Below are 14,014 nucleotides of genomic sequence, written 5' to 3' on the forward strand. Positions count from 1 at the left end.
CCGTGCCGTAGCCGGGGAAGGCCAGGCCCGCCAGGGACGAGAAGGTGACGACCGCGCGGCCGCTGCGGATCTGGCCCGGGCCTGCCCGGCCCGCGGGGTCTTCGCGTCCCGGGGTGAAACGCTCGGCTGACGGGTGTCGGGTCAGAGCATGACGCGGACCGGGTCGGTGCCGTCCCAGTTCTGTGCGGCGGCCCGGACGAGGTCGTGCACCGCGCCGAACTCGTTCTGTGCGCCGAGGTCGGCCACCTCGTACGCACTGCCGTCCGTTGCGGACGAGGCGTAGTACGCGAACCGCGGTCCGTCGACGGCCTGCCCCTCGCAGTCGGGGACGAGGCCGCGGTCCTCGAGACGTTTGAGGTGTCCGTCGTAGTCGGTGGTCCAGGTGGAGACGTGGTGCAGCCCGGTCCCCTTCGCCAGCGTGAAGTCCCGGTACGGAGACGGGGTGTCGTCGTGCACCTTGATCAGCTCGATCTGCAGGTCGCCGAAGTTGCCGAGCGCGATGCTCATGTCGGGAACCGCGGTGCTGTCCCCGTAGCGGAACGAAGCCATCGGGACGTGCCGGAACAGGTGGAACGGGCCGGCGCCGAACCGCTCGACCACGCGGGCGATCGCCTCCTCGAGGTTCTCGACCACATAGCCGTTCTGCCGGGCGGGCCCGTACAACGGGATCATGTGTGCCTCCGATTGTCAGCCTGCGTGCGGCACCGGCAGCGGGCGCAGCAGAGGTGGGTACCTGCACGGAGCAGTAGGTCTGCTTGTGAGGAGCACAACGGAAGCGCAGCCCGGACGGTTCAACGGACGTCGGGACAGGTCGGCCCGAGGATCGCTGTCGGCACCGCAACTGCCGTGTGAACAGGGGGACTTGGGCTGATCATGTGCTCCGGCCAAGGGTCACACACCGCCGGCCCGTGGAGCGTCGGATGCGGCGTGCTCAGGCTCGGCGGTTGTCGGCGGCCTCGATGACCTCGTCGAGACGGGCGAGCGTGGTGGTGAGCTGGTCGATCTGCTTCCTGATGCGGGCGTGTTCGGCGTTGAGCATGGCCCGCTGGTGGTCGGTGGTGGTGTCGGTGTCGATGCAGGGAAGCAGTTCGGCGATGCGGCGGCTGGGCAGGCCCGCGGCGTAGAGCTGCTGGATGAAGCGGACCCGGTCGACGGCGTCTTCGGCGTACTCGCGCTGGCCGCCGGGGCTGCGGCCGGATGTGAGGAGCCCCTGTTCCTCGTAGTAGCGCAGCGCGCGGACGCTCACTCCGGAGCGCCGGGCGACCTCTCCGATGCGCACGCGTTCCTCTTCTCGTCGAAACCCAGACGCGGGAGGACTTGACCCTGACGCCAACGGTAGGTTTTACGGTACCCGACATGACCACACCGACCACGGAACCGACCACCCACATCCACCCGGCACCCGGCCTCCGGATCGAGGGCGCGGTCGCGCTCGTGACCGGCGCCAACCGAGGACTGGGCCGCCACTTCGCCCGGCAGCTCCTGGAACGCGGCGCGGCGCGCGTGTATGCGACCGCCAGGCGTCCGGAGGCGGTCGACCTGCCCGGCGTCGTGCCGCTGCGGCTGGACGTCACGGACGACAACGAGGTCCGGGCCGCGGCCGCCTCGGCGGGTGACGTGACGCTCCTGGTGAACAACGCCGGGGTCAGCCACTGGACGAACCTCGTCACCGCCGACCTGGCAGCCGTACGCGCGGAGATGGAGACGAACTTCTGGGGCACGCTGGCCGTCGTGCGAGCATTCGCGCCGGTGCTCTCGGTCAACGGGGGCGGGGCGATCCTCAACGTGCTGTCCGCGCAGGCATGGCACGCCTACCCGGGTACGAACGGCTACCACGCCACCAAGGCAGCGCAGTGGGCGTTGACCAACGGCGTGCGAGTGGAGCTTGCCGAGCGGGGCACGCTCGTGACCGGACTGCACCTGGGAGCCGTCGACACCGACTTCAGCGCCGCCTACGACGGACCCAAGGGTGACCCGGCCGTCGCCGTCCGTGCCGGCCTGGACGGAATCGAGGCAGGAGCGGCCGAGGTGATCGCCGACGATTGGAGCGCACACGTCAAGAAGTCACTGGCCGAGGATCCCACCCGACTGTACGACGAGATCCGCGCCGGCATCGTCTGATCCGATCGTCCCGGTTCGACCAGGGAGCATCTGCGGCGGCAAGGCCGAGGCTGCAACCGGGTGACCCAGCCTCGGTCTTTCGTGCAGGCGGCCGTCCACGACTTGATCAGCCGGCGCAAACAGAACGTGTCGCCGTCTTGAGCGCCTGACGGTGGAGCGGGTCCAGTTGTTCCAGTATCGACCCCGAGCCGGCAGCCAAGGCGAGCTGCACCGCGCAATCGATGGGCTTATTGCGCAATTTCTCTGTGGCCTTGAGCTCGTGAAGCAAGTCCGTGGTCAATTGGTCGAGTCGGGTGCGGATCTGGTCGAGGTCGGGACGCTCCGTAGGGGCTTCATCCGGGTGGGCGGTCCAGCGCGCGAACAATCCCTTCTGTACAGCCTTGCTCGCAGTGATTTGGTCCTGGAAGAACGCTACTGCTGTGTCCGGATTCAGTCCAAGAGAGCCGGCCTGCTCCCGGACTTGCTCCAGTACCTGCTGCTCGCGAGCAGGGTCGTCGATCGGCGAGTCGGTGCCGAACTTGGAAGCTGCCACGTCGTCACTCACTTGGAGGCGCTCAATGACGAGATCCGTCAGCGAGCCGAGCCTGCCGAGCGGCTTGGTCGTCTCGACCGCATTGCTTGCTGACTTGACATGCATTTCGACGCCCGTAGCCATGGCCTGAGAATCGGTCAGCGACGTTGCGGCCACCAGTAATGCGGTGACCGCTGTGCTGCGGACTATCTTGTTGCGCAAATTCAATTACTTGCCTTTCCTTGCTCGATCGCCTTCCGCATGGAAGACGTGCCCAACCAGCGGGCGCTCTCAAGCCGACAGCGATATGGCGGCCGCGGCCGGTGCGGAGGGGGCGTCACGGCGGTCCCGCACACCGCAACGGGCTCCGTGGGGGAACGGTTCAAAACAGTTCAACACTGCGAACAGCGCACAACCCACGGCAGCCGGACCGTCGGCGACGGCACTCAGCGGAGGACTGCGCACAGCGTTACGGCGGGTCATGGTTTGCGCGTTCGCCGAACCTCCTGATCAGCGACGGCGGGATCCGCCCTCGCGGGCGGCGTGCGTTCGTCCAGGCGGCGGAGTCTGCCCCGGATCTCCTCGACGTCCGGATGATCGAGCTCCTCGAAGATCGCAAGTGCCTGCCGCCATCCGGTGCGGGCCTCCTCCGGCTCGCCCGCGGCCACGAGAACGTCGCCGAGGCGGCCGAGGGTGTCGCCCTCGACCCAGCGGTTGCCGACCTCCCGGTGCGCCTCGAGCGCCTGGCGGTAGTGCTCGATCGCCTCGTCGTGGCGATCAAGCCGGTGCTGGACGGTGCCGAGGATGTCGAAGGTGACGCCTTCGACCCAGCGGTTGCCGACCGTGCGCAGGACGGTCAGCGCTTGGTCCAGGTAGTTGATGGCCTCGTCGAACCGGCCGAGGCGCTGGTAGGCGTCGCCCAGGTTGGCCAGGGCGATGCCCTCCGCCCAGGCGTTGCCGCGAAGCCTGTAGAGGGCCAGAGCGCGGCGGATGTACTCGACGGCCTTGTCGAGGCGGCCGGCCTGGAGATAGGCATCGCCCAGGTTGCCCACGGCCTGAGCCCTGCCGTCCGTGTCCCCGAGCTCCCGGCAGTGGACGATCGCCTGCCGGAGGTGGTCGATGGCCTCGTCGAACCGGCGCATCACCGTCAGCGCGGTGGCCACGTCGTTGAGGCTCCATGCCTCGCCCGTGCGGTCGTGGGCGGCGCGGGCGGCGTCGTGGGCGGTCCGGGCGGTGTCGAGCCAGTCGTGCAGATGGCTGCGCAGGTAGAAGAACCCCCATAGGACGGCGGTCAGTCGCCACGCGATGTCCGCCCTGCCGCACGCGGCGGCCTGGTGCACGGCGGCGGCGAGGTTGGCCCGTTCGGTCTCGCACCACTCCAGTGCCTGGTCGTGAGCCGTGAATGCAAGGGGGCGGCAGTCGGGCGGGATCGGTTCCAGGGGAACCCTGCGGCGATGCGGGGTGAGGAGGGGGCACGTCGCGTCCACGGTGTGCAGATACCAGGAAAGGAGCCGCTCGACGGCCAGCTCCCGCTCCTTGGCCGGCTCGTCGATGCGGACTCGTTCGTTGGCGTAGACGCGCAGCAGGTCGTGCAGGGTGTAGCGGCCGGGCAGGCGCTCGCTGAGCAGGTGCGCGTGCGTGAGTTCGGCGAGCAGGGTGCGGGTCTCCCGGAGGGGGAGTCCGGCCAAGGCGGCCGCGGCGGGTGCGGAGATGTCGGGGCCGGTATGGAGGCCCAGCAGGTTGAACAACCGCGAAGCCGGGGCGGACAGGACCTCGTACGACCAGGAGAAGACGGCTCGTACGTCCGTGCTGATGTCACGGCTCTCGAAGGCGTCGAGGCTGCCCTGGCTGTCGCGCAGTTCGTCGGCGATGGCGCTGAGCGGGAAGCCGGGGTTGGTCGCCGCCCGGGCGGCGACGATGGCGAGGGCCAACGGCAGCCGACCGCAGCGCGCGACGATCTCGTCCGTCGCCCGAGGTTCCGCTGCCGGCCGGGCTGCGCCGATACGGCGCACCAGGAAGCCGTGTGCCTCGGCGGGCGTCAGCGGGTCCAGCGTCAGCGGATGCGCCCCCTCGCTTGCGATCAGGCCGGTGAGCCGGCTGCGGCTGGTGACGATGACCAGGCAGCCGGGAGCGCCGGGCAGCAGGGGACGCACCTGTTCGGTGTCGCGGGCGTTGTCGAGAAGGATCAGCACCCGGCGGTGGGCGAGCAGGCTGCGGTACAACGATGTCTGGGCGTCGAGCTGTGCGGGTATGCGCTGCGCCGGGACGCCGAGCGCGTCGAGAAAGATGCGGATCGCCTCTCCCGGCGGCACGGCCGAGCCGGTCGGGTCGAAGCCGCGCAGGTTAATGAAGAGCTGTCCGTCGGGGAAGCGGTCGGCGATCTCGTGGGCCCAGTGCACGGCCAGGGCGGTTTTGCCGATGCCGGCCATGCCGCCGATCGCGCTGATCACCACCGCGGCGGGATGCGTCCCTTCATCGGGTAACAGGGCCTGGGTCTGCTTCAGTTCGGCTTGACGGCCGGTGAAGGCGGGCAGGTCGGCGGGCAGCTGTGCGGGGCGGACCGCGTACCCGGCGGCCGGGGGCACCTCTGGGTCGGTCCCCGTCTCCGGAGAGGAGGGGGCCAGTGACGCGTCGGCCGCCAGTATGCGGTCGTGCAGCTCCCGCAGCGACGTGCCGGGTTCGATGCCCAGTTCGGCCACCAGGGTGCTCCGCGTTCTGTGGTACGCCGCCAGCGCCTCGGCCTGCCGTCCGGACCGGTAGAGCGCCAGCATGAGGAGCCGGCACAGCTCCTCCCGCAGCGGGTGCTCCACGGTCAGCGCGGTCAGTCCGGAGATCACCTCGCCGTGATGCCCGAGCTGGATGTCGACGTCCAAGCGGGTCTCCAACGCGGTCAGCCGCTCCTCGGCCAGCCGGGAGCGCTCGGCCTCGGCCAGCGGGCCGGGGAGTCCGGCCAGCGCGGTCCCCTCCCACCCGTCGAGCGCGGCGTGCAACAGCTCCGCGGCGGCCGGCACCTCGCCCGTGGCGCGCAGCCTCTTCGCCTCGGCGACCCGCTGCTCGAACGCACCCAGGTCCAGGAGTTGTTCCGGAACGCGGGCCAGGTATCCGTCCGCGGCCGAGACGACCACCTGCGGGGACTCACCGGCGTCACGGCCGGGTTCCAGCACCTTGCGCAGCCGCGACACATAGGTGCGCAGCACGGGCACGGCCGCCGTCGGCGGCTCGTCGCCCCATATGGCGTCGACGAGTTCGGCGGCCGTGACGGGACGCCCGCGTCGTAGTAACAGCGCTGCCAGCACCACTCGTTGCTGCGGCGACCCCAGGTCCAGTTCGCGTTCGCCGTGCCATGCCCGGACCGGCCCCAGCACCGCGAAGCGCAGGGATTCCTCACAGGCCGCGTTCACGAATCCACCAAGGCGTTCTTCGGCGCGGTCACCGTGCCGCTGACTGTGATCGGCTCGCCGGTCGCGGACGTGGACCGGTGAGTGAGGGTCCCGACGTCGGCGTAGCGAAAGTCGGGCGCGTCGTTGGCCCGTGAGCCGCGCTCCAAGCTCGGGGCGGCAGCCCGGTCCCGCGCCGCGGCGTGGGAGGCCGTTACCGGGAAAGCGGCCGGTGCCGAAGCCGCGCAGGCGGCCGACGTGAACATCCGCGACAGCCGCCATCGCGGTCCCGCGGCCTTGCTGACGGTACTCATGCCGCCCAGGATGCGAACGGCTGCGGGATTTCGTCAACAGCCCGGAAAAATATTCCGGATCGGGTGTGCCGGAGGCGCGGTTTCGGTCGACGCGGCCTCAACCGTCGTGCGCTGTACGAGGGTTACGAGCAGAGGAGCTTGCCGCCAGACAGACGCGGCACGGTTGAACCGAACTGGCGACGGAGACGTTGTGCCTGCCGAGCGGAGGTCCGATCCGTTCGGTGGCGTCGATGCCGACGCCACCGCGGGCCCCGGTCCAGGTGGCGACCAGCGCGGCCCGGATGGCGCTTGCAGGGATGAACATCTACGGCACCGTCACCGACCCGGAGGCCGCGACCACTGCGTCGGTCGATGGTCCTCGACCCGTACGGCTTCGGGGGCCGCCCCGACCGGGTTGCCTTCAGTCACGGCAACCGAATCCTACGCCCATGTGCGTCTTCAACTCGGCTGACTTCAGGGGCTGTTGTGACCTCAGGAGTCAGTACTTTCGTACGTCCGCTTATGAATGAGGAACCACTGTGACAGTTCCCCCCACGTCGCCCCAGCAGCAGACAAAGTCATCCCGGGTCGCCCGGCGCTCTCTGATCGGTGCCGCGGGCGCGGTCGCCGCCGGTGCGGTGATCACGCCGACCGTGATGGCCACGACGAACGACGCCGAGCCCACGGCTGCCGACACCGGCGACGCCAAGTCCCCGGCCGCCGACACCGGCGACGTCAAGTCCATGGCCACTGACAAGCCCGGCACCACTGCCAAGAACTTCCCCAAGACCCGGGCCAAGGAGGCCACCGGTGAGGCACCCGTCGAGGCCGCCTTCCTCATCGGCTATGTGGGCGTCCGCTGGGAGGGCACTCCCAAGGCCACCGGCGGCGGCATCCGGCTGCGCGACGCCGACGGCAAGCCGGGCAAGTGGCGCACGCTCAGCGCCAGTGGCTGCTCGGACGCGAACGGCGGCGCGCTGCTCGTCCCCGCCGACCAGGCCTCCGGCTACGAGCTGAGGGCCCCCGAGGGCGCCACCAGCGTGCGCTCGCGGGCCCTCGACACCACACGCGGCCCACAGCGCAAGGTGGCCGTCCCGGCCGACACGACCCGGATGCGGGGCCTGGCCTATCTGTCGCGGCCGGCCTGGGGCGCCGACGAATCGCTGCGGTTCAAGCCGGACGGCACGGAGAACACACCGACCGAGTTCTACGCGCTCCAGACCATCACCGTGCACCACACTGCCACGGTCAACGCCGACCCGGACCCGGCCGCCACGGTCCGCGGAATCTACGAGCTGCACGCCGTCACCAACGACTGGGGCGACATCGGCTACCACTTCCTCATCGACGAGGCGGGCACCATCTACGAGGGCCGTTACTCCGGTAAGGACGGCGTACCCGCGCACGACGCCGACGGCAAGCTGGTGACCGCCTTCCACACCGTCGGCTTCAACTCCGGCAACCTCGGCATCGCCCTGCTCGGCAATCTGATGGAGCAGGGGCCCACAGACGCCGCCCGCAACGCGCTCACCAACCTGGTCCGGATCCTGGTGCGCCTCCACGGCGTCGACCCGCTGGCGACCGTGAGGTTCAAGAACCCGGTCGACGGTGCACAGAAGGAGGTCCCGCAGATCAGCGGCCACCAGGACTGGCTGGAGACGGAATGCCCGGGTGAGGTCATGTACCGGCAGCTGGCCCGGCTGCGCAAGGCGGTGGCCACGGGCGACTGAGCCAGGGCGCCGGGCTCGCCCATACGAGCCCGGCGCCCTCCTGAACCCGACCGACCGACGACGTGGCGATGGCGTACGACCATTTCATGAACGAGAAAGCAGGGAAGATGTCTTCTCCGATGTCCATGCCAGGTAGCGCGCGGTGTTCTCCAGGGCCTCGCGCACGTGGTCGGCGCCGACGACCGGGATGCCGTGACTGCCGAGCATGAGCTCAGCGTCGAGCGAGGCCATCCACCGCAGCGCGACGGCCCAGTCGACGGGGTAGCGCTGCACCCTTCTGCGGGTTGCCGGCGTTCGGGGCGACGCCGAGGAACAGGTCACCGGGGAAGAGGATCCGCTTTTCGGGGAGCCAGCCGACCACGTGGTCGTCGGTCTCGCCCCGGTGGTGGGTGAGTTCGAGTCGGAGGCCACCGACCTCGACCACGTGGGTCTCGGCGAAGGTGATGTCCGGCTGCCGGAACTCGGCGGCCCAGACGAGGTCGGGGCTGCGGAACTGGCGGCGGTTGATGACCGTGTTGTAGCCCTGCGTCTCGGCGTACCGCCGGAACCGGGCGAGTACGTTCTCGTGCGCGACCACCACCGGGCGCGGTCGGCCCTCGGCGTCGGCGTCCCCGGCCGCCGACGTGGTCGATGTGGCCGTGGGAGTAGACCGCGTGGGTGACCGGCCTGGAGTCCCAAGCGGTGACCTGTTCATGGAGCCGGCGGGCGGACAGCTTGGCGCCGGTGTCGAAGAGTACGAGCCCTTGTGCATGCCGGACGGCGAAGGCGTGTCCGAAGCCGGGCACCATCAGCACCCCGTCGGCCACCTCCTCGGCGTGGGTCATGGTGGGTTCGACCAACGAGGTCAGCTCACGGTCGCCGTTCCACAGCTCGGCGGCCTGCTGGAAGATCGAGGTCTTCATGACGGGTCCTTTCCGTGGGGTGCAATGCGGTCGAGAGAGGCGGCAGTGACCGCGTCTTGGTTCGGCGGGGCGCCGGGCACGGCCGGGCGGTGCCGCACGACCACCACGGTGAGGGCGACCGTCGCCAGCATCGTCGGCTTGGTGAAGAATGCGCTGATCAGCGTGAGTCCGACGACCGAGTCGATCGCGTAGAGGTAGCCGAGCGGTACGAGATGGGTCGTCCAGAGCACGGCCCAGGCGGCGGTCAGGCGAAGGTGGCGACGCCGGGCCGCTGGATCGCCGGCCGTCGATGCCGGCTCCACCCGGGCCCTGCGGCACACCGTCTCGGTGATCGGGCGCCCGATCAGCAAGGAGACGACGCACGCCACCAGACCGGCGGCGTTGATGACGAGCTCGGGGAAGTAGAACGCACGCCCTTCACCGAAGGCGATGGCACTCACGCTGTGGAGGGCCACGATCGACGTCGACACAGTGACGACGGCCAATGGTTCGCCGCGGTGGCGGAGCGCGGCGACCACCAGGGCGACCAGCAGCGCGACGAGTGCTCCCCACTCCGGGCCCCAGCGGGACTCGACGATCAGGAACGCCGCCGGCGCGGCGGCCGCGTCGATGAAGTGCCGCGCGATGTCGGCCGCGCGGCGCGGTGGGCCGGGGATCGGTTTGCTGCGGAGCATGGAAGACGCCGAGGCGCGCCGGATCGTCGCGCTGCCACTGCCCGTCGACGAGCCGCCGACCGCGTCGATCTGAGGTCGGCCGGTATGGAGCTCACCTCCCCGTTGGAGCGGCGAGCAGGGTCATCTCGGCCACTGGCACTCGCAGCAGAGGCGTCAAGGCGCAGTTCACCTCCGGCAGCCCGCAGAATCGACCGGCTGAGAGCTCAACTCCTGGAGATCTTCCCGGCGTTGGAACGTTCGGTGGACCTGATGAAGAAGGGACACGTCACGCTGCTGACGGGCTACCAGGCCCCGGCTGCGATCCGCCGCGCGGACCCGGCTACGACCACGACAAGTACCGTAAGCAGGTCCGGGCGGTCGGGATCACCACCGTCATCGCCCGCCGCGGCACCGACCATGGCTCAGGTCTGGGCGTCCACCGGTGAGTCGTCGAGCAGAGCTTCGCACTGCTGCACTGGTTCCGCCGGTTACGCATCCGCTGGGAGGTCCGTGACGACATCCACGAAGCCTTCCTCAGCCTGGCCTGCAGCATCATCTGCTGGCGCCGACTGAAGAAACTCTCCCCTTGCCAGGAGATCTTAGTGACTACTCAGAGAGGACTGCCTCGCCGCCGTACGAGGTCCGGGAGTGCGCTGGCCTGGAGGGTGGCGAAGTCGGCGTGCGCCTGCGCGAGGCTCAGGATCTACTTGAGAGGTTTGGTCGCGCGACCGTCAGCTCTTGATGAGGTTCTTGGCGAGCATGCTGCGGGCGGAGGAGATGACGGCTTCTTCGGGGGAACGCGGTTGCCAGCCCAGTACGCGACGGGCCCGGTCGTCCGACACCTTCTTGACGTAGTTGAGGTCTGCTGCGACTGGCCGGAATTCCGCGGAGAAGACTGCCGCCAGCCGGACCACCGTGTTGGGGATGGTGCGGGTCGGCACGCGGTGGGCGGCGTCGCCGAGATGCGATCGCAGGATCGATCCGATCTGGTGCATGGACAACGCCGGTCCGCCGGCAAGCAGGATCCGCTGACCGGCGGCAGTAGGGCTGGTCAGGGCTGCGACGTGGGCCTGAGCCACGTCACGGACGTCGACGATGGGGACCCACATGTTCGGATAGCCCGGCATGTCGCCGTTGAGGCTGCGCTGCACGATGTGGCTGGCGCCCGAGATCTGCGTGCCCAGCACGGGGCCCATGACCGCGACCGGCAGCATCGCCACGAGCTCCATGGCGCCGCCCTGCGCGGCCGCGAAGTCCCAGGCGTCGCGCTCCGCCAGAATCTTGCTCTTGCCGTAGGCGTCCACGCCCGGTCCGTCGAGCACCGACCAGTCGTCTTCGGTGAACGTGCGGTCGGTGTGCTTGTGTCCGAAGCCGACCGCGTGGAACGCCGAGGTCATCACCACCCGCGTGACGCCTGCGTCGCGTGATGCGCGCAGCACGCGCAAGGTGCCCTCGCGGGCCGGGCCGATGACGTCCTGCTCGTTCTTGACCTTCCCGATGTGCAGGGGCGAGGCCACGTGCAGGACGAAATTGCATCCGCTCATGGCGTCGGCCCATCCGGCATCGCTTGTCAGGTCGGCGGCGACGAAGCTGAGACGCTCGCCGCGGGTCATCCCGGCGTCGGTGAGGGCCGCACGCACAGCAGGTTCACGCTCCAGGGAGCGGACGGTGGTGCGCACGAGGTATCCCCGCTCGAGCAGTTGGAGGATGCAGTGCCCGGCAATGAAGCCGGACCCGCCGGTGACGAGGACACGCTGTTCGTGGGTCGGCATTGCGTCCGCCCTCACTTTCCAGAGTTGGTGGCCTGCCTGGCGGCAGCCGGTAGATCGTGGTGCTTTGATCTTTGTGCCGCTCGGCGTGCCGAGCCAGTTCCCTGTGTATCCAGGGGAGTGGCAGGACCCCCTCACGCGAGCTGGAGGCGGAATAGCGTGAAGGTATGAGTGAACAGCCGAACCTGCTGGGAGAATTTTTGCGAGCTCGGCGCGAGCTCGTCACCCCGGAGGAAGCAGGCATCCCCGTCGTGGGCGTGCGCCGGGTACCGGGGCTGCGGCGTGAGGAAGTGGCCATGCTGGCCGGCATCAGCGCCGACTACTACCTGCGGCTGGAGCGCGGCCGGGACCGACGCCCCTCCCTACAGGTCCTTGAGTCCCTCGCCGGCGTCCTGCGCCTGGATGACGACACCAGATCCTATCTGTTCGGCCTGGCCGCCGACCGCCGCCACCGGGCCCGGCGCCGGCGGCGGGAAACGGTTCCGCCCAGCACGGCGCATTTTCTGTCACTGCTGCCCGTTCCCGCCTTCGTCGAGGGACGCTACCTCGACGTCCTCGCCGCCAACCCGCTCGCCACCGCCCTCTCCCCACGCCTGGTGACGGGCGGCAACCGGCTGCGGGATGTGTTCCTCGACCCCGGCGAACAGAACCTGTTCTCCGACTGGAAGGGGGCCGCAGCAGCGCTGCTGGCCGGCTTCCGCGAGGCAGTCGGCACAGACACAGACGACCCGCGCTGCATCGAACTCGTCGGGGAACTCTCCCTCGCCAGCCCGCTCTTCCAAAAGCTCTGGGCCCGGCACGACGTACGTCCCCGTGGCAGCGCGACCGTGTGCTTCCAGCATCCGCAGATCGGGGACATCACCCTCAGCCGGGAGAAACTCCACATCACCGGAACCGACGGCATGATGCTCGTCGCCTTCCACCCCGCCCCCGACACTCCCGACGACGACAAGCTGGTCCTGCTCCGGTCAATGACCGAGCATCTGGCCTGAGCCCGTCACACCCCACCCACAGCGCCCCGCGAGCACGCAGTTGGAAGGCTCACGCCAGGAGAGCTAGGCCGTCGAGGACGCCGTGGGCCGCCAACTCGCCGCCCTCATTGTCCAGTTGGACGCCGCCTGCCGGGCAGCCGACGAACTGGCCGAGGCGGTGCAGGAGTCTTTCTCCAGCATCCGGACGCTGACGTGCTGCTCAGCTTCCCCGGCCTCAGCGTCCAGCTCGGCACCCGGGTGCTCGCCGAGATCGGGGACGACCGCGACCGCTTCGCCGACGCCCGCGCCCTGAAGGCGTACGCCGGCTCGGCCCCCATCACCCGCGCCTCGGGCAAGTAGAAGTTCGTCGAACGCCGCTTCATCAAGATCGACCGGCTGATGAACGCCGGGTTCCTGTGGGCCTTCGCCACCCTGACCAGCTCGCCCGAGCCGACGCGCACTACCGCCGCCGACGCCAGGCTTGAGACTGGCACGCCCAGGCCCAGCGCCACCTGTTCAACCGTCAATGCCACGAAGTTGGCAACGCGGCTACCGCGTCACGGGCATTGAGCACTGTGCATCGTGATGTCGGCCCGTATCAGCGCGTAGACCTCGCGGGCTGTGTAGCGTTTCAGGCAGCGCATTGTCTCGCGCATTCCCCGTCCCTCGGCGGTGCGTCGCTCCAGGTAGGTACGAGTGCGCTCGTCCTGGCGCATGCGGGTGACCACGATGCGATGCAGCGCGGCGTTGGCCTGCCGGTCCCCGCCCCGGTTGAGCCGACGGCGCCGGGTCTTGCCCGCGGACTTCTCGACGGGGCCGGCGCCGCACAGCGCGGCGAAGGAGGCCTCGCTGCTCAGCTGCTCGGGGTTGTCGCCGGCGGTGATCAGCAGGGCCGCGGCACGGTCCGGCCAGCCCATGTTGCCCTGCTCGACTTCAGCGACCGTTGACGATTCCGTCGGCTGTGGATGGTTCAAGTGTCTCGTGGCGCGAGGTCGGGGGCGGATCGTGGTTGTCTGCGGGGGTGTATGTGACCAGGCCAAGGCCGCGGTAGGCGTCGAGGCTGAGTGACTCGTAGCGCATTGTCGCGAAAGTGCCGTCGTGGAGCAGGAGGGTCTTCTCGCCTTCGCCGAGGTGGCCCACTTCGTTCAGTTTCCAGATGGTGCGGAACTCCGGGGATGCCTCTGTGAGTTCGCGGATGAGCGTCGAGGCGCGAGCCGAGCGGTCGCCCCAGCGGACCAGCTCCGTCCGGAAGGTGGCGACGGTGCGTTTCGCCTCGCCTTCCCAGTCCTTGATACGCCGCCGGGAGTCGGAGTGCAGGAACAGGATGCGCAGCACGTTGCGTTCTGCTGGAGCAAGTGCGGCGTAGTCGGTGAGCACCCGGGCGGCGGGAGTGTTCCAGACCAGGACATCCCAGGAAGGTGACTTGATGTACGCCGGCCACGGGGCCAGCTGGTCGACGAGCCGTTGCAGGTGAACCTGCGCCGGCGCGCTGAGGTCCTCGTAGAGGACGCCGCTGCTTCCGTAGGCGAGGAGGAAGGCGTGTTCTCTTTCCTCCGGCTGCAGTTGCAGTGCGTCGCAGATCGCGTCCAGCACCTGCGTCGACGGGTGGCCGCCCCGGCCTTGTTCCAGGCGTGTGTACCACTCGACGCTGATCTTCGCTCGAGCGGCGACCTCCGACCGACGTGTC

The 14,014-nt window shown here is 69.3% G+C and carries 12 protein-coding genes and 4 pseudogenes; 5 read left to right on the forward strand and 11 right to left on the reverse strand.

The genetic code is table 11. The features are described 5' to 3' along the window. Window positions 1-141 precede the first annotated feature (141 nt). Window positions 142-672 (reverse strand): VOC family protein, encoded by a 531-nt coding sequence (locus tag ACYVO6_RS46190; protein ID WP_461072459.1) that lies wholly within the window; start codon window positions 670-672, stop codon window positions 142-144. Between the two features lie 259 nt (window positions 673-931). Continuing rightward, window positions 932-1,279, reverse strand: coding sequence for a MerR family transcriptional regulator (locus tag ACYVO6_RS46195; RefSeq protein ID WP_461072461.1), 348 nt, complete (start codon window positions 1,277-1,279; stop codon window positions 932-934). 77 nt (window positions 1,280-1,356) lie between these two features. On the opposite strand from ACYVO6_RS46195, the gene ACYVO6_RS46200 reads away from it, so the two are divergent. Beyond that, window positions 1,357-2,121 (forward strand): SDR family oxidoreductase, encoded by a 765-nt coding sequence (locus ACYVO6_RS46200; protein WP_461072463.1) that lies wholly within the window; start codon window positions 1,357-1,359, stop codon window positions 2,119-2,121. 106 nt (window positions 2,122-2,227) lie between these two features. Here ACYVO6_RS46200 and ACYVO6_RS46205 read toward each other — a convergent pair whose 3' ends face one another. The 3 genes from ACYVO6_RS46205 to ACYVO6_RS46215 form a co-directional block, all read right to left on the reverse strand. Then, a complete protein-coding gene (locus ACYVO6_RS46205) occupies window positions 2,228-2,860 on the reverse strand; it encodes a chorismate mutase (RefSeq protein WP_461072465.1) in 633 nt (210 codons plus the stop codon). Window positions 2,861-3,111: 251 nt separating this feature from the next. Beyond that, window positions 3,112-6,033 carry an AfsR/SARP family transcriptional regulator gene (locus tag ACYVO6_RS46210; protein WP_461072467.1) on the reverse strand — a complete coding sequence of 974 codons (2,922 nt, stop codon included), beginning with the start codon at window positions 6,031-6,033 and terminating at the stop codon, window positions 3,112-3,114. Next, window positions 6,030-6,323, reverse strand: coding sequence for a hypothetical protein (locus ACYVO6_RS46215; RefSeq protein WP_461072469.1), 294 nt, complete (start codon window positions 6,321-6,323; stop codon window positions 6,030-6,032). Before ACYVO6_RS46215 ends, ACYVO6_RS46210 begins: the two co-directional genes overlap by 4 nt. A 518-nt stretch (window positions 6,324-6,841) precedes the next feature. Here ACYVO6_RS46215 and ACYVO6_RS46220 point away from each other — a divergent pair. After that, window positions 6,842-8,032: a peptidoglycan recognition protein family protein gene (locus ACYVO6_RS46220; protein ID WP_461072471.1), complete on the forward strand. Its 1,191-nt coding sequence runs from the start codon at window positions 6,842-6,844 to the stop codon at window positions 8,030-8,032. Window positions 8,033-8,116: 84 nt separating this feature from the next. On the opposite strand, the gene ACYVO6_RS46225 is transcribed toward ACYVO6_RS46220, so the two are convergent. From ACYVO6_RS46225 to ACYVO6_RS46235, 3 genes and pseudogenes are all read right to left on the reverse strand, one after another. Then, window positions 8,117-8,239 carry a hypothetical protein gene (locus ACYVO6_RS46225; protein ID WP_461072473.1) on the reverse strand — a complete coding sequence of 41 codons (123 nt, stop codon included), beginning with the start codon at window positions 8,237-8,239 and terminating at the stop codon, window positions 8,117-8,119. Between the two features lie 4 nt (window positions 8,240-8,243). Continuing rightward, a pseudogene (locus tag ACYVO6_RS46230) lies at window positions 8,244-8,934 on the reverse strand (MBL fold metallo-hydrolase). Next, complete coding sequence (locus ACYVO6_RS46235) at window positions 8,931-9,608, reverse strand: DUF3159 domain-containing protein (protein WP_461072475.1); 678 nt, start codon at window positions 9,606-9,608, stop codon at window positions 8,931-8,933. The pseudogene ACYVO6_RS46230 and the gene ACYVO6_RS46235 overlap by 4 nt, the downstream one beginning before the upstream one ends. Before the next feature lie 317 nt (window positions 9,609-9,925). On the opposite strand from ACYVO6_RS46235, the pseudogene ACYVO6_RS46240 reads away from it, so the two are divergent. Then, window positions 9,926-10,162, forward strand: a pseudogene (locus tag ACYVO6_RS46240) (IS5/IS1182 family transposase); the annotation flags it as partial. A gap of 156 nt (window positions 10,163-10,318) precedes the next feature. Here ACYVO6_RS46240 and ACYVO6_RS46245 read toward each other — a convergent pair. After that, window positions 10,319-11,359: an SDR family oxidoreductase gene (locus ACYVO6_RS46245; protein WP_461072477.1), complete on the reverse strand. Its 1,041-nt coding sequence runs from the start codon at window positions 11,357-11,359 to the stop codon at window positions 10,319-10,321. 164 nt (window positions 11,360-11,523) lie between these two features. Here ACYVO6_RS46245 and ACYVO6_RS46250 point away from each other — a divergent pair, with 164 nt between their 5' ends. Both ACYVO6_RS46250 and ACYVO6_RS46255 read left to right on the forward strand, forming a co-directional pair. Then, on the forward strand, window positions 11,524-12,348 hold the full coding sequence (locus tag ACYVO6_RS46250; RefSeq protein ID WP_461072479.1) for a helix-turn-helix domain-containing protein: 825 nt from the start codon (window positions 11,524-11,526) through the stop codon (window positions 12,346-12,348). A 67-nt stretch (window positions 12,349-12,415) separates the two neighbouring features. After that, window positions 12,416-12,809, forward strand: a pseudogene (locus ACYVO6_RS46255) (transposase); the annotation flags it as partial. Between the two features lie 75 nt (window positions 12,810-12,884). Here the strand turns inward: ACYVO6_RS46255 and ACYVO6_RS46260 are convergent. Together ACYVO6_RS46260 and ACYVO6_RS46265 are read right to left on the reverse strand one after the other, a co-directional pair. Further along, a pseudogene (locus ACYVO6_RS46260) lies at window positions 12,885-13,226 on the reverse strand (transposase); the annotation flags it as partial. Between the two features lie 34 nt (window positions 13,227-13,260). Continuing rightward, window positions 13,261-14,014, reverse strand: a 754-nt coding sequence (locus ACYVO6_RS46265) for a helix-turn-helix transcriptional regulator (protein WP_461072481.1), incomplete at its 5' end; no start/stop codon positions are given.

The organism is Streptomyces pseudoechinosporeus, from assembly GCF_054783935.1.

What these genes read in the sequence shown, in the direction of transcription:
- ACYVO6_RS46190 (WP_461072459.1), bottom strand. Translation starts at nt 672, where the DNA reads ATGATCCCGTTGTACGGGCCCGCCCGGCAGAACGGCTATGTGGTCGAG.
- ACYVO6_RS46200 (WP_461072463.1), top strand. Translation starts at nt 1,357, where the DNA reads ATGACCACACCGACCACGGAACCGACCACCCACATCCACCCGGCACCC.
- ACYVO6_RS46215 (WP_461072469.1), bottom strand. Translation starts at nt 6,323, where the DNA reads ATGAGTACCGTCAGCAAGGCCGCGGGACCGCGATGGCGGCTGTCGCGG.
- ACYVO6_RS46225 (WP_461072473.1), bottom strand. Translation starts at nt 8,239, where the DNA reads ATGCTCGGCAGTCACGGCATCCCGGTCGTCGGCGCCGACCACGTGCGC.
- ACYVO6_RS46235 (WP_461072475.1), bottom strand. Translation starts at nt 9,608, where the DNA reads ATGCTCCGCAGCAAACCGATCCCCGGCCCACCGCGCCGCGCGGCCGAC.
- ACYVO6_RS46245 (WP_461072477.1), bottom strand. Translation starts at nt 11,359, where the DNA reads ATGCCGACCCACGAACAGCGTGTCCTCGTCACCGGCGGGTCCGGCTTC.
- ACYVO6_RS46250 (WP_461072479.1), top strand. Translation starts at nt 11,524, where the DNA reads ATGAGTGAACAGCCGAACCTGCTGGGAGAATTTTTGCGAGCTCGGCGC.